Origin of the sequence: Marinomonas spartinae (assembly GCF_016461715.1) — a bacterium.
In the GTDB taxonomy this organism is placed as follows: domain Bacteria; phylum Pseudomonadota; class Gammaproteobacteria; order Pseudomonadales; family Marinomonadaceae; genus Marinomonas; species Marinomonas spartinae_A.
Map to the genome: position 1 here is coordinate 122,676 of NZ_JAEMUI010000012.1, position 21,349 is coordinate 144,024.

General features: G+C 45.0%; 21 protein-coding genes. 9 read left to right on the forward strand and 12 right to left on the reverse strand.

The genetic code is table 11. The features are described 5' to 3' along the window. Positions 1-60 precede the first annotated feature (60 nt). From ddlA to JHD45_RS12550, 11 genes are all read right to left on the reverse strand, one after another. Positions 61-1,158: a D-alanine--D-alanine ligase gene (ddlA, locus tag JHD45_RS12500; protein ID WP_199476849.1), complete on the reverse strand. Its 1,098-nt coding sequence runs from the start codon at positions 1,156-1,158 to the stop codon at positions 61-63. A gap of 47 nt (positions 1,159-1,205) precedes the next feature. Further along, entirely contained in the window at positions 1,206-1,682 is a 477-nt protein-coding gene (locus JHD45_RS12505) for a WbuC family cupin fold metalloprotein (protein ID WP_199476850.1), read from the reverse strand. A 57-nt stretch (positions 1,683-1,739) separates the two neighbouring features. After that, on the reverse strand, positions 1,740-2,369 hold the full coding sequence (locus JHD45_RS12510; RefSeq protein ID WP_199476851.1) for a LysE family translocator: 630 nt from the start codon (positions 2,367-2,369) through the stop codon (positions 1,740-1,742). Between the two features lie 113 nt (positions 2,370-2,482). Continuing rightward, complete coding sequence (locus JHD45_RS12515; protein WP_199476852.1) at positions 2,483-3,244, reverse strand: AAA family ATPase; 762 nt, start codon at positions 3,242-3,244, stop codon at positions 2,483-2,485. 9 nt (positions 3,245-3,253) lie between these two features. Next, a complete protein-coding gene (locus JHD45_RS12520; protein ID WP_199476853.1) occupies positions 3,254-3,715 on the reverse strand; it encodes a hypothetical protein in 462 nt (153 codons plus the stop codon). A 51-nt stretch (positions 3,716-3,766) separates the two neighbouring features. Beyond that, a complete protein-coding gene (locus tag JHD45_RS12525; RefSeq protein WP_067017466.1) occupies positions 3,767-4,486 on the reverse strand; it encodes an SIMPL domain-containing protein in 720 nt (239 codons plus the stop codon). A 138-nt stretch (positions 4,487-4,624) separates the two neighbouring features. After that, positions 4,625-4,978 (reverse strand): hypothetical protein, encoded by a 354-nt coding sequence (locus JHD45_RS12530; RefSeq protein WP_199476854.1) that lies wholly within the window; start codon positions 4,976-4,978, stop codon positions 4,625-4,627. A gap of 101 nt (positions 4,979-5,079) precedes the next feature. Continuing rightward, on the reverse strand, positions 5,080-5,574 hold the full coding sequence (locus tag JHD45_RS12535) for a GNAT family N-acetyltransferase (RefSeq protein ID WP_199476855.1): 495 nt from the start codon (positions 5,572-5,574) through the stop codon (positions 5,080-5,082). A 93-nt stretch (positions 5,575-5,667) separates the two neighbouring features. Further along, positions 5,668-6,324 carry an ATP-binding cassette domain-containing protein gene (locus tag JHD45_RS12540; protein ID WP_199476856.1) on the reverse strand — a complete coding sequence of 219 codons (657 nt, stop codon included), beginning with the start codon at positions 6,322-6,324 and terminating at the stop codon, positions 5,668-5,670. A gap of 182 nt (positions 6,325-6,506) precedes the next feature. Further along, positions 6,507-8,246, reverse strand: a complete 1,740-nt coding sequence (locus JHD45_RS12545) for an ABC transporter permease (RefSeq protein WP_199476857.1) — start codon at positions 8,244-8,246, stop codon at positions 6,507-6,509. Positions 8,247-8,294: 48 nt separating this feature from the next. After that, complete coding sequence (locus tag JHD45_RS12550) at positions 8,295-9,488, reverse strand: ABC transporter substrate-binding protein (protein WP_233407798.1); 1,194 nt, start codon at positions 9,486-9,488, stop codon at positions 8,295-8,297. A 216-nt stretch (positions 9,489-9,704) separates the two neighbouring features. Here JHD45_RS12550 and JHD45_RS12555 point away from each other — a divergent pair, with 216 nt between their 5' ends. The 9 genes from JHD45_RS12555 (at position 9,705) to JHD45_RS12595 (ending at position 20,453) form a co-directional block, all read left to right on the forward strand. Beyond that, positions 9,705-10,862 carry a M14 family zinc carboxypeptidase gene (locus JHD45_RS12555; protein ID WP_199476858.1) on the forward strand — a complete coding sequence of 386 codons (1,158 nt, stop codon included), beginning with the start codon at positions 9,705-9,707 and terminating at the stop codon, positions 10,860-10,862. Positions 10,863-10,934: 72 nt separating this feature from the next. Then, positions 10,935-13,235 (forward strand): ATP-dependent helicase, encoded by a 2,301-nt coding sequence (locus JHD45_RS22545; RefSeq protein WP_199476859.1) that lies wholly within the window; start codon positions 10,935-10,937, stop codon positions 13,233-13,235. Positions 13,236-13,288: 53 nt separating this feature from the next. After that, complete coding sequence (locus JHD45_RS12565; RefSeq protein ID WP_199476860.1) at positions 13,289-14,239, forward strand: isopenicillin N synthase family dioxygenase; 951 nt, start codon at positions 13,289-13,291, stop codon at positions 14,237-14,239. Between the two features lie 186 nt (positions 14,240-14,425). Beyond that, the gene (locus JHD45_RS12570) at positions 14,426-16,093 is read left to right on the forward strand and encodes a phosphotransferase (protein WP_199476861.1); all 1,668 of its coding nucleotides are present in this window, start codon (positions 14,426-14,428) and stop codon (positions 16,091-16,093) included. Next, on the forward strand, positions 16,083-17,006 hold the full coding sequence (locus tag JHD45_RS12575; protein WP_233407799.1) for a GAK system ATP-grasp enzyme: 924 nt from the start codon (positions 16,083-16,085) through the stop codon (positions 17,004-17,006). The genes JHD45_RS12570 and JHD45_RS12575 overlap by 11 nt, the downstream gene beginning before the upstream one ends. A gap of 2 nt (positions 17,007-17,008) precedes the next feature. Further along, entirely contained in the window at positions 17,009-18,115 is a 1,107-nt protein-coding gene (locus JHD45_RS12580) for an HprK-related kinase B (RefSeq protein WP_199476862.1), read from the forward strand. After that, complete coding sequence (locus tag JHD45_RS12585; RefSeq protein ID WP_199476863.1) at positions 18,112-18,795, forward strand: histidine phosphatase family protein; 684 nt, start codon at positions 18,112-18,114, stop codon at positions 18,793-18,795. The genes JHD45_RS12580 and JHD45_RS12585 overlap by 4 nt, the downstream gene beginning before the upstream one ends. Positions 18,796-18,818: 23 nt before the next feature. Next, the gene (locus tag JHD45_RS12590; protein ID WP_199476864.1) at positions 18,819-20,183 is read left to right on the forward strand and encodes a metallophosphoesterase; all 1,365 of its coding nucleotides are present in this window, start codon (positions 18,819-18,821) and stop codon (positions 20,181-20,183) included. Between the two features lie 3 nt (positions 20,184-20,186). Next, complete coding sequence (locus JHD45_RS12595; protein WP_199476865.1) at positions 20,187-20,453, forward strand: amphi-Trp domain-containing protein; 267 nt, start codon at positions 20,187-20,189, stop codon at positions 20,451-20,453. 9 nt (positions 20,454-20,462) lie between these two features. Here JHD45_RS12595 and JHD45_RS12600 read toward each other — a convergent pair whose 3' ends face one another. Next, on the reverse strand, positions 20,463-21,248 hold the full coding sequence (locus JHD45_RS12600) for an SDR family oxidoreductase (protein WP_199476866.1): 786 nt from the start codon (positions 21,246-21,248) through the stop codon (positions 20,463-20,465). Positions 21,249-21,349: the final 101 nt, after the last annotated feature.

The following is a 21,349-nucleotide window of genomic DNA, read 5'->3' on the forward strand; positions in this document are numbered from 1 at the left end:
CGGCTGATAAGCATTGGCAGGTTCTAATTCATCGGAGCGCTGAATGATCAGTGCGTCTGATTATCGGGTGACTTTAAGGTTGTGTTTTTGCTGAAACCGCTCGATGGCAAGCTCTATCAGCTGGGTAACGAGTGACTGCTGTGATAGACCAGAATGTTCCCACAGTTTTGGGTACATGCTAATGTTGGTAAAACCAGGTAATGTATTGATCTCATTAATGAAAATCTCATCATCTGGTGTTAAAAACATGTCTACCCGTGCGAGTCCAGAACAGCCCAGTAGCTGATAGACCTGAATGGCCGTGGCTTGAATTCTAGCCGTTTGGCTTGCGCTAATGTCGGCGGGAATGTTCAGTTCGGTGGCATCGGCATCCAGATATTTGCTTTCATAGCTATAAAATTTGTCACGGGTAAGGATCTCGCCGACGCTGGAGGCCATTACCTGATCGTTGCCAAGAATGGCGACTTCCAGTTCACGTCCGTCTACGGCTTGTTCGACCAGTACTTTTTGATCGAATTGGAAAGCATGGGTTATGGCTTGGATCAGGGTTTCTGTATCGCTTGCTCGGCTGACACCAATGGAAGACCCCATGTTTGACGGTTTGACAAACACCGGGTAGCCATATTGGGCTTCGATCTCATCGATTGGCCATTCCTTTTGCCAATGATAGAGTGTTGTAAACGCCGCGTTATGGATGCCAGCATCCCGTAGTAGGCGTTTCATGATGTCTTTATCCATGCCGACCGCACTGGCGGTGACATCGGCACCGACACAGGGCAAATTCGCCATTTTAGCCAACCCTTGAACCGCACCATCTTCGCCATAAGGCCCATGCAGGACGGGAAATAATACATCGATTTGCCCAAGTGCCTCTTTATTGTCCATACGCACCAGCTGTCTTTCTGGGCCATTTGGTATCAGGCCCACTTGGGGGGAGGACACATTAAGAGCAATGTCTTTTGGGTTATCCGCATGAAATAACTTTATGGACTCTTCGTTTAGGAACCAGCGTCCATCACGGTCTATGCCAATGAGAATTGGCGTGAACCGCTCAGGATCAAGAGAACGAATCACATTCTGAGCCGACTGTAAGGAAACTTCATGTTCCGCCGAACGCCCACCAAAAACAATAGCAACGGTGATTTTACCTGCTGTCATATCAATTCCAACTGCGCAATGAATAAGTCTCGATTTATAGCTTGAGTCTAGCAGCCCGACCAGCGTTGTCCTACTTGGGCCTCGCGGTACCAACGCATTAACACTTTATGATTATCATCGTCAGCCGCTGGTGACCATGGGGCAAAATCCTCTTCTTTGAAGGCTTTATAAGGGCCTTGTTTTACTTCAAAGATGACCGCATCGGTGTCCAGTGAGAGTACGGCGTGCCAGCCCGCAACAGGTGTTTCAATAACGGAGTCTTCTTCTCCTAAGACGGCACGGTTGATCACTACGCCCTCATCGTCAAAAGTCAGGACGATGAAACGACCACGCAATGCTGTGAGCAGCTCCCATGTTTCCATATGACGATGAGGGCGAATGTAGGTGTCTGGCTCCATCGCGATGGCTAAACGTTGAACGGGGTCTGATAAATCACTATGAATATTGTGATTCATTCGCAGACGGGGTGATAGTCGAGCGTCATCGCTAAGCGCGGAAAGTTGGTCAAAACTGAGTTTATTCATGGTGTAGGACACTTAATATAAAAAGAAAAAGTATGCTAATGCCAGTGTCACGACGAGTCAAACTTGTTTTATAAAGGCAGAGCGAATCAGGCCAATACCCGCTAATGCAAAAAGCCCTGAAACAGAGGCATCAATCCAGCGACTCGCTTTCTTATAGCCATTCATGACACCGTTCAAAGAAAACACAATGGAGTAGAGGGCATTCGTGAAAAAGCCAACGAGTACGCACACAAAAACGCCTAGTACAAGAAACGCCGTGCTATCGTTAGCTCCTAGGCCTACGGACAGGGCGGCCATCCAAGCGATTACTGTTTTAGGGTTCGATACATTGAGGAAGACGCCTTTAATAAACCAGCTCATAAGGGATCTTGTGCCTATTTCAACTTGGCCCATGTTGTTATCGGGATGTATCGCGGATTTAGCGGATAAAAAAGCTAGCCAGATGAGATAGAGACCTGCGAACACTTTAAGCGCCATAAGTAAATAAACAGAACTTTGCAGAACCACACCTAGGCCGCTTGCGGCAATAACGCCCCAAAATACCAACCCCGTGGATAGTCCCGCTCCATAGATTAAGCTGGTTTTTCTTCCTAAACGCATGGCCACGGTGGCATTAGAAACCGTGGCAGGTCCAGGTGATACCGCAATCACAAAGAAAGCGAGACCGATACTAAGTAAAGAGAGCATATTTATTTCCTCATGCAAGTGGAGAAGATGACAGTATTATTGTGATAATGCGTATTGTAAAAACACTGTGGGTCTACTCACGCACCAGTCGTTCAACATTCAATTTAATGGAGCTATTCCTCAGAAAACAGCTCTTTTAGCATTGGCTCAGGGTTGTTTAAAAATGCTTTAGTGACCTCATAATGTTCTGTATCTTGGTATTTTATTGGATACAGTCCCGACTTGTCGATTTGATAAATTTTAGCGCCGGGGTAAGCCATTAAAATGGGGGAATGGGTTGCAATAATGAACTGCGACCGCTGTGTCACGAGTTGATGCATTCTGCTTAAAATAGCTAGTTGTCGAGTCGGTGAAAGAGCCGCTTCCGGTTCGTCAAGCAGATAAAGTCCATCGCCAGAGAAGCGCTTTATCATAAGTGATAGAAAGGATTCTCCGTGGGATTGATGGTGTAGCGATTTCCCACCATAACTGTCTTTAATTGCAGGTGGATTAATATAGGGAAAAGCAGCCTCGTCTAACTCGTCAATATTGGTAGCGACGTTATAGAAGCTTTCTGCCCGAAGAAAAAAGCCATCTTTATAGCGCTTAAAAGACTTTGAAAATCGCAAGTAACGATGTAGTTCAGAATGGGTGCTACGAGTGCCAAAGTTAAAGTTCTTTGTACCGCCTTCGGCGTTGAATCCTAGACCCACCGCAATGGCCTCGAGCAGGGTTGATTTACCACTGCCGTTTTCACCAACTAATATGGTGACTTCTTTGTCAAATTCTAAAAAATCCAGCTCTTTGACCGCCGGGATTGAGAAGGGGTAGACATCGAATGAATCGATGGTTTTCCTTTTCAGCTCAATTTCTTTTAGATAGGGCAAGGATTCCATAAATTGTCCCTAGCCGCTTTTAACGGCATGAATCGTTATGTGATCGTTTGTTTCTCGTTCATAGCGTTGGATGTCTAGTATACTAAAGCCTGATAGTTCTAGCTCAGCAACGAGATCTTCAGCGGAGCTAATATGACGATAAACGATACCATCTTTAAAAAGCTGATAGCTATCACCTTTTGAACATAGGCTACTGACAAAAAAGACGCTCGCTTCTTGTAAAGCGCCTTCATGCGGGTCTGCTAAAGAGCCCTCGCGCGGGTCTGCTAAATAGTCATGTACTTTTTTTAGAAAGGTTCGTCTATCGTCACCAATAATGCAGTGCAAGCCGTTGCCATCGATTATTACCTGTTCTGAATTAGCCAGTCGCTCGTTGCCACCCCAGCCCGCCCAACCTGCGTTTTTCGCCTGAACATACATGTCATCATGAATAGTGTAATTTGGTTGTTTGCTATTGTGATCAGTTGTCACTTTACCGTCCTCAATTCCAGAGAGCGAGCTTTCTCGTTATATGGGATAACGCTAGTCTGATAGATAGTAAGTCACGGTTGAAACAACTCTAACTTTTTTGATTTGAGGGTTGTTCTTGTCTCTTTCGCTAATGCTAAATTGACCTTGTGAAGCAGTTTTAATTTTACCCAATGTGCTTTTTGAGTCGGAAGCAAATTTCTCGGCAACCTCACGAGCGTTTTGGGTCGCCTCTTCAATCATTTTGGGTTTTACTTCGTTTAGGCGAGTGAAAAGGTATTCTGTTTGCGCCTGATAATTGTTGCCAGTAAAGACGATGCCTTGTTTTCCTAAGTCTGACATATTCTCCATAACACGGCGCACAAGGTCTATATTTTTGGAATAGACAGTGACGGTTTGGGTGGCGGTATATCTGAATTTAGCTTGGCTATCATTGCCGTATTGTTGGGCAGATTTATCAATGATTGAGGGAGAAGAGAAAGAGATTTCATTCGCTCCAATGCCTGATTTTTCCAGAAAGGCTTTGATTTTTGCGGTGTTGTTATCAATCTCGTCGTATACTTTTTCAAGGTCGTTGCCGGCGATATTAAACTGAATGGGCCAAATAACAATGTCGGCTTTGTATTCTCGTTCGGATAGTCCTTTTACGGTCACCGTTCGCTCTAATTCCTTGTATTGGATGGCGGCATGACCAAGCAGATAGCCAAGCGAGGACAGGCCAATAATAATACAGACTCCCAGAATGAGTGAGCTGGTTCTATTCAATGTCGACACAACGTTCTCCCTTTGAATGTGATGGTATTGAATCTAGATCCATCTAAGTACATTGTTATGTCGCGGCAGAAAAGTCAATATGCGGTTCTACTTGGTGTCGTCGTGTATTTGTACCAAAGGCAGCTATTCGAATTATGTTTAACACGTAAGAGTTGATGTGTTCACAAACCAAGTATCATTTTTCCGGTGAATGCCAATGACAATAAGTCCTTCGCGTTTTTCGTAAATGCCTTTCCATACAAAACGGTAGCATCCGTCGTGATCGTCATCACGGTAGCCTTGTAACGAACCAAAATACTCGTAACTTAGGTTCTTACCATTTCTCGCGTTCATGTGTTTTATATCATCTTCAAAACGCGCTCGAGAAAAATCGACCAGATCTTTTTCTTCATAATGTTTTATGAACAGCTCATAGTCACCAGTCTCGTCTGCTTTCAGCATTTCTTTTAAGAAGCCTTCCGCGATGGCTTTTTCATCTTGCAAATTAGACATTAGATTTTGCTCCTTGAATATTGATTTTCAGGTTGAGGGTAACCTTGGCTCTTTATAGGTAACAATATAATTGCTACGAAAGACGATTATTCTAACGTTACTTATGTTCCTGTGTAGGACAGTACATGATTACTATGGAGTTCGCCTTCAAGATTAAAATTGAGTTCTCCAATGATTTGAAATCCCAGCTTTTTATAAAATGCGATGGCTCCGTGATTGTTTATCCAAGTCGATAGCCAAAAAGGGGAGCCATACAAAGATTCTATTTTCTTTAACAGCTTTTTACCGATGCCTTGTCCTTGGAAATGTGTGGAGACATACAGTGTGACCACTTCATACCCTGCGCTTGAGCTTTCATTGAACCTAGACTCAACATCAACAAGGACAAAACCCACAAGGTGATCTTCCTCTTCATACACAAGAATATTGCACGATGCCTGATCAAGTAGCTTAAGAAAATGACTTTCAGTAAATGTTGATAAAGCATATTCGGATATCTTTTTTCGAATCCCTTCGGTGGCGTAAGTATTCAGCCAGACTTGTAGTGAAAGTGCTGCTAAGTTTAAGCAATCGCTTTTTTCAGCTCGTCTTATCATATGGGCTTCTTCCGTTCACTTTGCTTTATGGCTCTTTTGACATTTAGTTTCCATAAATGTATATCAGCTTCACATTGCATTAGTCTAATATTTTTATGATTCCACCGCGCTAACACTTGTTACGTTCTTCAATTCCAAACATTCTCCTTCCATGGCTTTCGCGTCCTCAGGGTCATGGGTGACAAGCAGTGCGGGTATGTTGGCTTGGCGTATTTCGTCCAATACAAAGGCTCGCACGTCGCGTCGAAGAGCAGGATCAAGTTTGCTAAAGGGTTCGTCTAGGAGCAGATATTTCGGTTCAGCCAGTAGAGTACGCAGCAGGGCGACACGAGCTTGTTGGCCGCCGGAGAGTTCTTTGGGTAGGGCGTTGGCTTTGTTTTCGATATCGAGTCGAGCAAGGGCCTTGATAGCAAGTACTTGACGCTCACTTTTTTTGACTCGAGAGGGGATGGCGAAAAGTAAATTTTCTATGATGCTCATATGTGGAAAGAGCAAAGGCATTTGCTGTAGCAAGCCGACTTGGCGCTCTTGAGTGGGTAATAAGTGCAAGGCTTGATCCTTGAGATAGATCTCGCCTGAAGCGCTAAGATGAGACGTGAGTGAGCCGCTCAAAAAGTTGAGTAAGCTGGATTTGCCAATGCCGCTTGGCCCCATGATGGAGAGAACTTGTCCGCTTTCAATCTTGAAGCTTAAATTGTCAATCAGTCGTTTACCGTCTAATGACAAGGAAAACGCGTTTACACTGAGCACATTATCGTCCTTCTGCTGGCTTTTTTATCTGTATGAGACTTTTGCACGACTACTGCGCTTGCCAATAGTTTGTTAAAAACAGACTCAAAATGCTCATTTATAGGTATAAACTCCGCTTTCTCGTCTGTTTTTGCCGCGTCTTGGCGTCGCTCGTGACATCGTTCAAAGGTCTCTGTATACAGTTACTTTTTATCGATAGAGGATTTTTTCCTCATATTAAATGACGTTTTTAACGCCAATCGCCATTGTGTCCAATGGCGCGGAAGCTGTTGTGACAGCCAAAAAACAAAAACAGGGAAGAAGGCTTGTAATAAGGCCATACTACCAACTTGTTTTCGGTCGCCTGAAGCGGCTCTTGCCACGGCTTCCGTGGTCAGTGTGCTATGGCGACCTTCGCCTGCGATCAGGGTCGGTAAATATTGCGCGACACTAACGGAAAAGCCAATGGCAAAGGCGGTAAAGAGGGCGGGTTTTAGCATAGCAAGTTTAATGAATAGATAGTTGCGCCAAGGTTGGTAGCGTAAGCGGTTTGCCTGATACAGATACTCTTCTTGATAAGCCAAATAGGGGCCTTTTAAGGTCAAATAGACATAAGGCAATACATACAACAAATGCATGGCGATAATGGCCAGAAAGGAGCCATTGAGATTGGTTTGTAGCATGAGGACGGAGACCCCAAACAGAAAGCCAACTTGAGGTAACAGAATCGGTACGTAGATCAGCCAATCAAAGGGATGGTGTTTTGGCGGCGTCTCTTTAGTGTATGACGCGCGTTTGCTTTCCAGCATGAGCAAGCTCATTAAACAGGCGATACCCGTCGCAGCTAAGGCTATGAGTAATGTATTGCTGGATAATTGAATTAATAAAGGGATGGCACTGTGGATGTTGTCCCATGTCCATTGACTGGGCAGGGCATCAGGAAAGCGCCAACGGCGTGTTAGCGACCACATTGGCAATACCAAAAGGGCTAAAAAGGCCGTGATTAACGATAAGACGCCGAGTATTGCCCCGAGCTGGACGAGATAATCTGTTGCCCCTTGGCGTTTGCCGTTACTGCGTTCTGGCGTCGTCAGTTGTTGTAATACACGGTGACCAAACTCCCAACCCGCCAAGACGATGGCAATGACGACCATTAATACCACCGCACCTGCACTGGCGATATAGCGCATAGAAAGGTCAGGAGCATTAAACCAACGTAACAGTGTGACGGACAGCGTGGAGGGAGTATTGGGTCCGATAATCATAGCCAAATCGACCACTGTGAGACTAAAGGCAATGACGATAAAGATAGGCAGTCTCACAATGGGATAGAGCTGCGGAATCAGGATCTTTCGCCATGTGGTTAGCCGGCTATAACCGAGCGTCCGACAGACTTGTAAACTCTGTCTGGCTTGCATGGTTTGCAAACTGGCCAACATCACAAACAACAAATAAGGCATCTCTTTGATAACGAGAGCGAAGATCAGCGAAAGAGCATAGGGGTCTTGGGTGGTGATCCAATTAGGCGGGCGTTCAAAGCCTGTTAACCAAGGGCTAAAAAGGCGAAGTAACCAACCCGATGGGCTAAGTAAAAACAACAAGCCAATGGCGATGGCGGCATGGGGGATGGCCAAAATGGGCGCAAGCATGGCTTCAATGCGACGGAAAGGCGGCTTTTCATACCCCCAAGCGAGCAAGGATAAGGCCAGCCAAACCGCTAATAATGGAGCGCCAATGCCAGAAATTAGGGTGAGTTTAAGGCTTGAGTAGAACTCTTCAGAATGAAAGAGGGTGAGCCAAGGGACGAGTGAAAATTGATGGCTACCTAAGGGCGGAAAATACTGAAAAGCAGGTAACACGGTGCCGACTAGCCCCACGGCAATGGGCATGGCTAGTAGAAAAACCAGCAAACTTGCAACCTGCTTTGGGTGTTTCAACGGCATGGAAAAGGTTTGCTCATGTTTTCACTTCTATCAATGGCTTGCCTCGTTTTATTGGGCATAACGTTTGCGCCATTCTTTTTCTAAGGCATTCACCCAGGTGCTATTAGGTTCTGGGAGTGTTTTGCCTAGTTGCTTGATACTGAGAGTGGCGATGCCTTTTGGTATGGCATCAAATTTCGCTTGATCGGCTGGCGGGAGTTTGGCATAAGACAAGACACTTAAATCCCCCCATACAGTTGGTTTTTGTTTCTCTATTTGCGCCTCTGGCGAAAGCATAAAGTTGGCCACCACCTGTGCAGCGGCTTTGGCGCTACTGTTGTAAGGAATGGCTAAGAAGTGTGTGTTGCCAATGGTGCCATTGGTGAAGACGTAAGAGCGAACGCTGTCTGGCAAATTCCCCTTGGCGATTTGTACGGATGCGGCGGAGACATCGAAACTAAACGCAATATCGATTTCTTGATCGTTTAATAAACGCATCATCGCCTGAGAATCTTTTGGGAAGGTCTTTCCATCGCGCCAAGCAACCTTATTGAGTTTATCAAGGTACACCCAAAGAGGTGCAGTTACCTTTTGAAAGGTCGCTTGATTGACGGGTTTAAGCAGTGCGGCACGATCGTTTGTTAATTCGTATAGGGCTTGTTTTAAAAAGGTAACCCCTAAGAATTGTGGTGGTGCAGGATAAGTTACTCGGCCTGGATGGGCTTGGGCGTAAGCGAGCAAAGCTTTCATGGATTTAGGTGGATTTTTTAGGGTGGCGGTGTCATACATAAAAACGACTTGCGCCATGCCCCAAGGGGATTCCATCCCATCGACGGGAGTGCCGAAATCGTTTGTTAAACTTTCCCGCGCGTTTGGATCGACGTATTTTTTATAATTGGGCAAATTATGACTAAAAGGGCCGTATAACAGGTGATGGTCTTTCATTGCACGAAAGTTTTCGCCATTGATCCAGATTAGATCTACAGAGCCGTGTGTGTTTTTCCCCGCTGCTTTTTCGGCCAAAATACGATTGACGGCGTCTGCGGTATCACTCAGTTTGACCTGTTTTAAGGTGATGTCGTATTTCTTTTTGACTTGATTGGCTGCCCATTGAATATAATCGTTAATATTATCCGCGCCGCCCCAGGCATTGAAATAGACCGTTTCACCTTTGGCTTCTTTTAAGGTGTCTGACCAGCTTTGTGCCATCAGGTTGCTTGAAAGTGATAAGGCCATTAGGCTGGCAGACAAAAAGCTGGCCATCTTTATAGTCTTCATAAACGTCATGGTAGAAAGGTTCCTGCATTATAGGGGCTGATTAATCAAGCTCAGCTAATGTATCTGGTTTATTGCGATGATTAAGGTAAATATAAAGTAGTAAGTTTAGTGGTTGGATGCAATTTATATCCATAAGTTCAATCATTTAGCGTAAAATAATGACGATTTTCCATGGTCGACGTGTTTAAAGGATGAGGTTTTATGTCATATCAAATTTTCTCTCACGTATTACCCAGTGCTTCGCTGGGCACCCAGCGTATTATTAAAGCCCATCATTTTGGTGAGCAAGGTGCTCGACCAAAAGTCTATTTACAAGCTGGGTTGCATGCGGACGAATGGCCCGGTTTTTTGCTGCTGAATACGTTACTTAAGTATTTAAAAAAAGCCGATGAAGCAGGGTTGATTCAAGGGGAAATTGTGATTGTCCCCGTGGCGAATCCAATTGGCTTAGCACAAAACTTCCATGGTTATGTCCCCGGTCGGTTTGCTTTTTCCGATGGGGGCGGCAACTTTAATCGTAACTGGCCGCAAATCGGTCAACAGGTCGCCAAGCGTATTCAATCCTCCATTACAGGGGATGTTGAAGAAAATAAAGTGCTGGTGCGTGAAGCCATTCGAGAAGAGTTGAAGCAATTGCCGGATATGACTGAGCTGCAAGGCATGAAGAAGACGCTCTTAGCACTCTCCATGGACGCCGATGAAGTACTGGATTTGCATTGTTCCGGTGAAGCGATGCTCCATGGCTATTTACCACAGGAATTTGAAGACTATTTTAAGCCATTGTTAGGATTACTTGGGGCAAAAGTTGGTTTGTCAGAGTTAGAAACGGGGGCGGCCTCATTTGACGAGACTAATGTAAGTGTTTGGCGTGAGCTGAAAGGGCACTATGCCCATCTTATCCCGTGGGGTTGTCGTTCGATGACCATTGAACTACGGGGGGAGAATGATATTTCCGATGAGGTGGCCGAACACGATGCCAAAGCGCTGCTTGAGTATCTGGTGATGCGTGGTGTCGTTCACGAAGAGGTCACTCAAGGTGATAGCTCAAAGAGAGACGATTCAGCGGTTGTTTATTATCCGTTGGATGCCATGGATCTGGTGAAAGCGCCTTGTGCGGGTATTGTCTGCTATAACAAACAAATTGGCGACGAGGTGGAAGCTGGCGAGGTGATTGGTGAAGTGGTCAATTTAATGGAAGATGATGTGACAACCTCGCGCTACCCATTAGTGGCACGTACGAATGGTGTATTGTTTGCCCGTTACCAACGCCGATTAGTCATGTGTGGGGAATCTGTGGCTAAAATTGCGGGACGAGAACACCTTGCTTATCGTGAAATTGGTCGTTTGTTTGAGGACTGATATCGAAGTAGCGGATTGGCTTAAACGGCCAAAGAGAAGACAACGATTGTATTTTAGTATTGAGAGTATTGAGTGACAGAACAAGCCAGCCAGAAACGACAGCTCACCCAAGAACAACAGTGTGTTGTGCAACACGATTTAGCCACGCCAGCCAAGGTCATTGCCGTGGCGGGGGCGGGTAAAACCACCACACTGATTTCGCGCATTGAGTATTTGTTGATGCAAGGGGTGGATGCCTCACAGATTGGCGTGTTCATGTTTAACAAAAGTGCTCAAGAAGAATTTACCGAACGCTTAAGTCAGCACTTGTCATTAAATGGTTTTATGCGTTCCCCCAGCGTGATGACGTTTCATGGGTTTGGTTTAAAACTGTGTCGTCGTATGGAGCAGCAAGGTTGGTTACCCAATGCAAAGTTAGTCACCGATGATTTTAGTTTGGTAAAAATGTTACGAGAGGCCATGAGTCTCTTAGTTCGCAAAGGCGAGAAAGTGACGCTTCAAGATGAAAAGGATTGGCTTGAAGATGTGTTGCTGTTTATTGACCAAGTGAAAGCATCTGCTGAGCCCGCCCAAGAGGTATTCAATCGTCTCGGTTGGTCGAAAGAACGTCAGTTTTTTCCGGTGCTCTATAATGAATTAGAAAGCCTTCGTAAACGTCATAATATACGTTTTTTCTCCGATTTATTGTCTGACCCCTACGAATTGTTATTTGCGTTGAATGAAGAAGAGCGCCACCAAATACAAGGTTTTGTGCCCGCTTTTCGCTATTTGTTGATTGATGAATTTCAAGATATTAACCCTTGTCAGTACGAGTTGCTAAAAATGCTTTATCCCGCGCCTTGTCAATGGATGATTGTCGGAGACGTTCAGCAGTGTATCTACGAATGGCGTGGTGCAAGCCCTGATATTATGGCGACCCAGTTTGATAGGGACTTTCAGTCTGTGCAAACTTACCCACTCAGTACCAGCTTTCGTTTTGGGCATTCCGTGGGATTGATGGCATCGAGCGTGATCAGTGAAAACGATCCGGATGCCTTGGTCATCGGCGAAGGGGATCGTACGCGGGTATCGTTTGCCCGCGCACCAAAAACAGGCAAAGCGCTATTGAGGGAACTCAAAACTTGGGTCGAAGAAGGGCGAGCATTGAGTGAAAGTGCTGTTTTGGTGCGTTTGTACAGTGACATGGTGCCTATCCAGTTGGCTTTGATGCACAAAGCGGTCCCTTACCAATTACACGGTGATTCCCCTTTAATGGAAAACCGCCAGATTCGAATGCTGGTGGCGTATTTAGGGGTGATTGCGGGTGGCTTAGAGAATCCCGAGTTGTTTTTTCGTCGCGATGATGTGGAATTCCTACTGAGTGTTCCCAGCTTAGGCGGTTCTATGGCACAACGAAAAACCTTGATTCAACAGGCAAAACAATCGCCACACTTGTTGCCTCAAATGATCGATACCGTGGCGGATCAGGCCGACGGCTGGCGGGCAAAAAAGCTCTACGAACGTGCCGATTGGTTGCGTAGTTTGACCATGTATCGCTCTGACCCAGCACAAGGGTTAGCCTACACGTTAGAGAAGTTGGGAATCTATCGATACTTTGAAAGCACCAGTAATAAAGATATTCAGACCCAAGAGAAGATTGCCACTTGCGATGCTTTTATCGCCTATGTGCGCGGTGTTGGTGGGCATGCGCAAGATATTTTAACTCAGTTGGCAGCGTTGAATGAACGACACACCGATGATACGAACGGTGTTCATCTAATGACCATTCATAAATCCAAGGGGTTGGAGTTCGACTTAGTGTTATTGTCTGGCCTGCAAGAAGGGCGTTTTCCCTATTACGATGAGGACTTAAGCCGTATTGACCAACAGGCCGCCAGCCAAATGCAGTCTGAACGCCGCTTATTTTATGTGGCGATTACTCGGGCTAAGCAGCAATTGGTGATTTTAGAAACGCCTACGGCAGATGAAAATAAACGGATGAAACGGGGAGATATCCCTCAGGCTACGTTGAAAAACATGGCACTGTCACGTTTTGTATTTGAAGCTCAGCCTTACGCTGTTAGTCACATTTGTCAGCGTTGGCACGAAGATAGCAATGATGAGCCCATTGATACAGCAAAAGGCACGGTGTTTCAGCGCTATTTGAGTCGTGTTGATTCGGCACCGAGATTGATTTTTCGCCACCAGCTAAGTGACCAGACCCAAAGCTTAAAAGCCGGGGATAAAGTGCGGCATGATCGATTTGGTCAGGGCGTCGTGGTGCGCCAGGAACAAGAAGGTAAGCGAATGATTTTTGTGGATTTTGGTGAGCAAGGTTTGAAACGATTCAACCCTCGACAAACTCAGCTGGTGAAGTTGTCCTCTCGCTCATAGATCTTTCGTATCACAAACATATATATTGTCGTTATTAGATTGTTGGAGAAACCATGTCTATCCCATTGATTGATTTTGAAAAATTAACGAGTTCAAACCAAACTGTGAGTCAGGCCGAAATACAGGCATTGGACTCCGCCTGTCGTGAAATTGGTTTTTTTTATTTGGTTAACTCCAGCCTTTCTCCTGCCCTAATGAAAAAATTAATGGGCGCTGCTCAACGTTTTTTTGCACAGCCTGACGAGGTAAAACGAGCGATTGATATCAAAAATAGTCCCAATCATCGGGGCTATGGTGGCATTGGTGAAGAACAGTTAGACGAAGTGTCCCATGCGGATTGGAAAGAGACTTTTGATATGGCGTTGGACTTAGCAAAAGATCATCCGCTAGTGGGCAAATACCCAACCATGTATGGACCAAATCAGAATCCGAGCGATCCACTGGTGGTTGAAGTTTTACAGGACTATTACGTGGCGGCTTTTGAGGTGGCTCAAAAGGTACTGACGGCTATGGCGCAAGCACTGAAACTTGAAGCCGACTTTTTTACCCAGTGTTTTACCGATCATGTAACGGTTTTACGCATGATTCACTACCCACCCCGTCCTGCGGACGATCATCATAACGGCGCCGGTGCCCATACGGATTACGGTTGTATCACCTTGTTATTACAAGACATGATTGGTGGACTGCAGGTGAAAAACCGTCGTGGCGAATGGGTGGATGCGACACCAGTCGAAAATGCCCTGGTCGTGAACATTGGGGATCTGATGCAGCGCTGGACGAATGATGAGTATGTTTCCACCTCTCATCGTGTGGTATCGCCTTTGTCTGGTGTGGATCGCTATTCGTTTCCCTTCTTTGTAGAGCCGGATTATGAAACCAATGTGGCGTGTGTGCCTAGCTGCTTTTCTGCTGATAATCCTGCTAAGTATGCGCCAATTTTAAGCGGTGATTGGATACAATCGCGATTTGATGCCACCTATGCCTATCGAGAAAAAAACTGATTTTGACAACGTCGTTCTGTCATATGCTGTGTTGTAGACTGTATGGCGTAAAAGCATGAATACTGAGAGGTAAGCGGGCAATCTAATCAATAACTTTATGGAGAACAGGAGGTTGTCATATAAAGGTAACTTTGTAGGCTTGAGTTTAGTGCTATAATTAATTTCACATTGTAACGGTAGGACGCTATGCCATCTCATCCCTTGGTGATCCAAGAGAATCTCTATTTTTTGCTAAATGAAGTCGAAAAACATTATTTCCTCGTCGATCAGTTTTTTAAAACCCAGTCTCTGGATGTGCTTCCCCGTATTTACGCACGTCGTGGTTATATGCAAACCCTGCGCGAGAAAATTGAAATAAAATGTTCTGAATTGACCAAACGGCGTAAGCCTGGAACAGCCTATGCGATTCGAGTTGAGGCTGTTCGTTCCCTTGCCGCTGCTCTTGAGGGGGTTGCTCAGCATTATCTGGATTGTGTTCAGGAAGGGACATTAGAAGATCATTATGAACATCCAGCTGCCCTTACTTGCAGTAAATTACTGCGACGAATGGATCGCTCTCTTAATCTAGTAAAAGTCGGTTTGGATAAATCCCAGCGTCGTATTGGTATCAAACTAGGACGCAGCACTCAGGGATTATTGGCGATGTACGATGAGATTCAAAATGTCACGTTAGCGGCTAAAGATCGCTTGACCGACACACAATTAAAATCCGCTATTTTGAGTAATTACGCCCTTAAGTGTGCCATTCAACAATTAGCCGTTGTGGGTGAATCCTTGATCAAAGCAGATTTGGGTCAAGTGGTCAGTTTACAGAACTACGACCATCTTCGTGATTCTGTTTCTTCTCTTAACTACAGTCTGAATGACTTAAAAGTGCGCCGTTTAGCGTTAACTCGATCCGGCAGTGCTATTGCCGCGATTTCCCATAAAGATGAATCGGGTAAAGACATTCTGGCGGTTTACAAAGAGGGGGATCACAATAAACTCGCCGAAGAAGTCGAAGGCATGAAGCACTGGCGCAATGTGGATCCTCAGCTTGCTCCCGATGTATTGGCACATACCACTTCTAATGGTCGTTCTTCATCTCTGCTAATCGAACATTTACCTGGTAAAACCTTAGAAGCCTTGCTTATTGATCACTACAAAGACAGCGATAAAGCCTTTGAAGAACGTAAAGAGACGGTGAACACCGCGCTTTCTGTGCTGTTTAAAACCCTCAATCGAATCTGGAAAGCGACCTATACACCAGAACATTGCCAAGCTCGCTTTATGCAACAATTGGCCAAACGAATTGATGACAGTATTCGGGTTCATCCAGACTTTTTCACGCCAGAACATCGTATCTGCGGGCAAGTTCGTCCCAGCTTTACCGCATTAATGCGAGAGGTGGAAGAGAAGGAGGTCCATTGGCGAGTGAACTTTTCGGTGCTGATTCATGGGGATTTTAATGTTGATAATGTGATTTACGATTCTGTTGAAAAGCGCATTTATTTTATTGATCTTCATCGATCGGCGTATTTTGATTATGTGCAAGATTTGTCTGTTTTAATGGTGTCCATCTATCGTTTGCAGGTACTGAGTGGCTCCACCCGTGAACTTATGATGCAAAGTGCCATGCAGATTTACCATTTTGGCCGTCGCTTTGCCAAGCGCCAAAACGATGACTATTTTGAGTTGAGGTTGGCGGCGGGCTTAGCTCGTTCATTTGCCACTTCAACGCGTTTTATTTTTGATAAAAAACTTGCCTCGCGCATGCATTTACGGGCTCGCTATTTACTTGAGCATTTGGCGCAAATCACAACGGAACAAGAACTGAATTTCAAACTTCCCATTAAGGAATTGTATGTTGAATAAGTCAGAGCAACTGAGCAACTTAAAGGTTGGTGTGATTGGTATTCCAGGAAAATGGTCTACTGAGGTATTAGCAGATCGTCTTGAGGCAAAAACTGGCTTTCGAGCTGTTATGGATGTAAGAGATATTGCCTTGCACTTGGATACGAATAAAGTTTTTTGCAAAGGACTGGATTTGACGGAACTGGATGGTGTGATTATCAAAAAAATCAGCCAAGTTTATTCCCCAACCACGGAAGACAGAATTCATATTTTGTCTCATCTTGAATCGCTTGGTGTACCAGTATTCAGCCCAACCCAGAGCATGGGCAAGTTAATCAATCGATTAAGCGGTACGCTGGCATTGGAGCAAGGGGGCATTCCGATGCCGAAGACACGCATTACCGAGTCCGTTGAGGCGGCCTTTGAGATAGTGCGCGAATTTGGCTCCGCTATTTTGAAACCTTTATATTCGACGAAAGCGAGAGGTATGGTCTATCTGCGAGAAGAAGACAGTGATGATACCGTGCGTGCTCAGCTAACAGAGTATCAACAGACACAACCCTTGCTGTATATCCAACAGGCGCTTAATCTGCATGGGCGTGATCTGGGTATGGTGTTTATTGGTGGCGAGTATTTTTGTACCTATGCTCGGGTGGGGAATGCTGATGCTTGGAATACCACTATCAACAGTGGTGGACGTTATGAACCGTTCGAACCAGATGCCGAGTTGATTGAATTGGGTCGTCGCTCCCAAGCCTGCTTTGATTTGAGTTTTACCACCGTAGATATTGCATTGACAGACGAGGGGCCTGTGGTGTTCGAGGTCTCGGCTTTTGGTGGCTTTAAAGGCGCATTAGATGGCTGTCACTTAGATGCGGCTGAGGCCTATGCCAACTATGTGCTAAGCTCTATAGACAGTCAAAAGGGGAGTTAAGTATGACTCAAGGGCCTCTGGATAATCTTACATTAAAGACAATGATGGACAATTGTCAGCATCAGCTTATTCTGATATTTGGCGTGTTAACAGTAAGAGTTCATGGTAATAACCGTGCTGTTTTAACGGAACTCAACGAGTATTATAAAAGTTATCGTGCAGGAAAACTGGGCGCTCACGCCATAGATGTGTATGTGGTCGACCACGAGTCAGTGGCTACCGCTGCGGATTGGCAAGATGTGCCAAGAGAAGTGGGAAAACGCGGCCGCAAAGAAGGCTATTTAGACCACCTCTCTGAACAAGGTGCGTTTGCAGGGCGTTGGATTAAAAAGTTTAAGACCGGCATGCTTATGCTACAGCGACTTGAAAACCCGGTGGTGGTTGGGCCTTGTCAGGCAAATTTAGCGCAGGTTATTAACTTTATTAACAATCAATTTTTAAACCTTCACCTTCGTAATGGCTTTTTATTGGGGCATGCGGCGGCTTTCAGTGTAGATGGAAACATCACGGCTATTGCGGCGGGCTCTGGGGGCGGAAAATCTACACTGATGTTACGTTGTTTAGAAAAAGCCAATCGTCAGTTTTTGACCAATGACCGTATTTTGATGCGCTCATCGGATGAAGGGGTCGAAGCAGTAGGAGTTGCCAAGTTACCACGGGTGAATCCTGGTACGTTACTGAATTCAGAACGCCTTAAGCCCATCTTACCAACTAACAGACAGGAAGAACTGTTGACCATGACGAAGCAGGATTTATGGCAGTTGGAAGAAAAATATGATGTGCAAATTGAAGATAAATACGGTCCGAACCGTGTTGAGTTAACTGGCAAGTTAAGCAACTTGGTGATGTTGGATTGGTCTTTAGATTCAACCCAGCCAACGCAGTTAGAGCGTGTGGATTTAAACAGATCGCCGGATAGCATTGAAGGATTGCGTAAACGTCCTGGCCCCTTTTATCAGGACGAATCAGGGGCATTTGCGGATTTATATGCCTGTGATTCCGTGAAGACATACTGTGATACGCTGAAAAGCATACAAGTATTTCGTTTAACAGGGGCAATAGATTTTGATAAAGCCTTTGCTCTTATGGACTCCATGGATTCAGTATGACAGCAAGATTTGCATTGATTCGTCACGGTGCTTACCAGCAACTGACCGATGTGCCCAGTGCCTTACAGCCCTTTCCACTGACAGCGGAAGGGGAAGAAGAGGTACGTCGCCAAGCACGGGCCTTTGCTCAATGGTTAACCCAGACGAATCAAAGACTGAATCCTGTAGTCGACACTTCAACCTTGTTAAGAGCCTTCCAGACAGGAGGGCTTTATATAGAAGAACTGCGGCCCTTTTTTCTGGGCGAACCTCGTATTCACAGTACATTTAGCTTGTGCGAGCGTAGTGTTGGTGCCGTTGCTAATTTGACGATCAAAGAGATTGAGCGGATTTTGGCACTGGATCCAAGGTTTGACTTGCCCCCGGAAAACTGGAAGTCTAACAGTGAATATTGTTTACCCTTTGACGGTGCCGAGTCATTAAACCAAGCGGGTAAACGAGTGGCGGATCACATCTGCTCTTGGCATGCAAAGGCCGAAGCTGGCATTAAATTGTTTATTGGTCATGGTGCTGCGTTTCGCCATGGCGCTTGTCATCTTAATGTCATAAATTTTTGCGATATTAAACGATTTAGCATGCATTACGGCCATCCGATTGTCATGGAATTCGCCGATAATCAAGCGCCAAACCGACTTTATGGAGAGTGGAAACAGCGCCAGATTCAAGATGTACCTGATTGATAGCCCCGAACTGAGAACCTAACATGCAAACTGTTGAAGAGAACACCACAACGAAAAAACCGAAAAAATCTTTATTGCCCATCATTTCAGAGCGTCACGAGCACCGTGACATCATTTCCAGATTGCCTACAGAATGGTCCACTTGGCCGCAAGATAAAAGTTCTTGTAATTCGATTGCTAGAAAGCCGAGCAAAATGCCAGATAGATTTCGTAAGCGTAAATTGAAATGGCCAAAGCGTCCTGTGGTGTTTATTTCGGATCCCCATGCGGATGCGACAGCCTTTGAAGCTTCTTTGATCGCCTCTGGTGTGGTGCAGCAAAAAAAAGCAGGTTTACGGCATTTAAAACTCACAAAAACAGGGCGCAAAACGGAGATCATTATCGGTGGCGATTGTCTGGATAAAGGGCCAAGCAACTTATCTCTTTTACGCAGTGTTAAGCATTTATACAAATTGGATGCGCGAGTCACCTTATTGGCAGGGAACCACGATTTGCGCTTGTTGATGGGGTTATTGGCGCTAAAAAGCTCAAAGCATAATATCGGTAATCAACATTTTTTTGTTCGTATGGGTAAAAAGGTCGTTCCCTTATTTAAAGAAGTGTTCGAAGAGTATTTAGAAGGCACTAAGTGGGATAAGAAGATTCCTGATGAGGATACCTGTCGTAAAATCCTGTTCCCCGATGATAAGTGGTTTAAAGAGTTTCCTTACCATGCCGCAGGGATTTTAACGGCGGAAGGGGTTGAGCGAGAAGTGCATAAGATGCACAACAAGGCCAACAGCTTTGAACAACACTGTCATACGGTGGGGTTATCGTTAAGACATGTTTATGCTGCTGCACTACAGTGTCAAAAGCTTTTTTTGCATAAAAAAGGCGAGTTTAACTGGTTTTTCCGTAAAATGCGCTTGGTGGAAAAGCGTGGTTCCTTCTTGTTTTTACACGCTGGTTTAGATGATGCCATGGGTGAGTTGCTGCTAAAAAATGGTACGTCCTATGCCAATAAGGCGTTCCATCGCAATTTAAAGCATATGGATCTCTTTGGTTTCTACTATAGTTCCATTGCTAACACATTTAGAACAAAATACCGCGATGTGGATCTTCCTTTGACAGAGCGTGGTGTAAATGCCGTTCACAAAGCGGGAATTCACTTTGTGGTACAAGGCCATATCAACCGCCAGGAAGGTCAACGAATTGCCATAAAAAAAGGCCTGATTCATATTGAAGCCGATATTACCCTTGATGAACATTCTCGCCAGCGAGAAGGGCTCTTAGGCTTTGGTATTGGCGCAACCTTGATCAATAAAAAGCAGGGATTAATAGGCATAAGTTGTGATTACCCTACCGCGAAAGTTCTCAAACCCACTGAATTAAGTGCCATTTATGGATAAACCATGAAGTCAAAAACCGAATTTAAACACGAAGCTTTGCTTGATCCTGAGGATATTCAGGATGTACTAAAAGCCATCTCCAAGGGGTTGGGAAAAGGTAAATTAGAATTCTCGGACGATAAAGGTACCTTATCCCTTGGCCCTCAAGGGCTACTGTACTTAAAAGTCAGTGCGTCAGATGGGGATGATCGCCAACAAGTGGACATCAAACTGCGCTGGGAAAAAAAGCCTAAAACCTTAAGCAAAAAGCCCCCTAAAATAGAGGGCTAAGTGACGGGGTTAAGACATAATGAGTCCGCCATCAATATTGATGGCTTGGCCCGTTATATAAGCGGCATCAGGCCCTGCTAGAAAGGCTACTAAACCGGCGACTTCTTCTACCTTGCCAGCTCGTTTCATGGGAATGTTTTCTACCCAAGTCGCCATGAGTTCACCTGGTTGGTAATTCCCCATTAGTTTACCCCATACTCTGTCGTTATAGTCCCACATATCTGTGTGAATGATGCCCGGACAGATAGCATTGACGGTAATACCATCTTGCGCGACTTCTTTTGCTAGACTTTGTGTCATACCCATTACACCGAATTTGCTAGCGGCATAGTGAGGTGTGTAAATGAAGCCATCGCGAGCCTGACCCGATGCGGTGTTTATAATCCGCCCACCTTTCTTATCTTCCCTCATATACTGGATCACTTCTTTGCATGAAAACATCATTCCCTTAGTGTTCACATCTAGCGTGATGTCCCAGTCTTGTTCAGTTAGGTCTTCTAACTTAGATATACGAATTACACCAGCGTTATTAATGGCAACATCAAATCGGCCCAGTATGTGGTGAGCCTGTTGGTAAAAATGGCTAATTGACTTGACTTCGCTAACATCACAATGAAGAAACTGAATGATCTGATGGTTGTAAAGTTTACTAAGCATGATCAGTGTGTCTGTGTAGTCATCATCAATAGTGCCAACGACAACATCATAACCGTCCGCTAAAAACCGTTTGGTAATGCCAAGACCAATGCCTTTGTTACCACCACAAATGACCATTTTTTTATTGTTATTGTCCATTGAGCGCCTCTTTATACGAATATGAATAAAAATTCAAAATAGAATAAAAAACCTATAAAAGTCAAATTTTATATATTGTATCTTTTATTATTCTTTAAATT

Coding starts and splice junctions, on each gene's coding strand:
- JHD45_RS12550 (WP_233407798.1), bottom strand. CDS start 9,488: ATGGCCAGCTTTTTGTCTGCCAGCCTAATGGCCTTATCACTTTCAAGC.
- JHD45_RS12510 (WP_199476851.1), bottom strand. CDS start 2,369: ATGCTCTCTTTACTTAGTATCGGTCTCGCTTTCTTTGTGATTGCGGTA.
- JHD45_RS12530 (WP_199476854.1), bottom strand. CDS start 4,978: ATGTCTAATTTGCAAGATGAAAAAGCCATCGCGGAAGGCTTCTTAAAA.
- JHD45_RS12535 (WP_199476855.1), bottom strand. CDS start 5,574: ATGATAAGACGAGCTGAAAAAAGCGATTGCTTAAACTTAGCAGCACTT.
- JHD45_RS12580 (WP_199476862.1), top strand. CDS start 17,009: ATGACTCAAGGGCCTCTGGATAATCTTACATTAAAGACAATGATGGAC.
- JHD45_RS12600 (WP_199476866.1), bottom strand. CDS start 21,248: ATGGACAATAACAATAAAAAAATGGTCATTTGTGGTGGTAACAAAGGC.
- JHD45_RS12565 (WP_199476860.1), top strand. CDS start 13,289: ATGTCTATCCCATTGATTGATTTTGAAAAATTAACGAGTTCAAACCAA.
- JHD45_RS12590 (WP_199476864.1), top strand. CDS start 18,819: ATGCAAACTGTTGAAGAGAACACCACAACGAAAAAACCGAAAAAATCT.
- JHD45_RS12585 (WP_199476863.1), top strand. CDS start 18,112: ATGACAGCAAGATTTGCATTGATTCGTCACGGTGCTTACCAGCAACTG.
- JHD45_RS12555 (WP_199476858.1), top strand. CDS start 9,705: ATGTCATATCAAATTTTCTCTCACGTATTACCCAGTGCTTCGCTGGGC.
- JHD45_RS12545 (WP_199476857.1), bottom strand. CDS start 8,246: ATGCCGTTGAAACACCCAAAGCAGGTTGCAAGTTTGCTGGTTTTTCTA.
- ddlA (WP_199476849.1), bottom strand. CDS start 1,158: ATGACAGCAGGTAAAATCACCGTTGCTATTGTTTTTGGTGGGCGTTCG.
- JHD45_RS12575 (WP_233407799.1), top strand. CDS start 16,083: ATGTTGAATAAGTCAGAGCAACTGAGCAACTTAAAGGTTGGTGTGATT.
- JHD45_RS12595 (WP_199476865.1), top strand. CDS start 20,187: ATGAAGTCAAAAACCGAATTTAAACACGAAGCTTTGCTTGATCCTGAG.
- JHD45_RS12570 (WP_199476861.1), top strand. CDS start 14,426: ATGCCATCTCATCCCTTGGTGATCCAAGAGAATCTCTATTTTTTGCTA.
- JHD45_RS12515 (WP_199476852.1), bottom strand. CDS start 3,244: ATGGAATCCTTGCCCTATCTAAAAGAAATTGAGCTGAAAAGGAAAACC.
- JHD45_RS12505 (WP_199476850.1), bottom strand. CDS start 1,682: ATGAATAAACTCAGTTTTGACCAACTTTCCGCGCTTAGCGATGACGCT.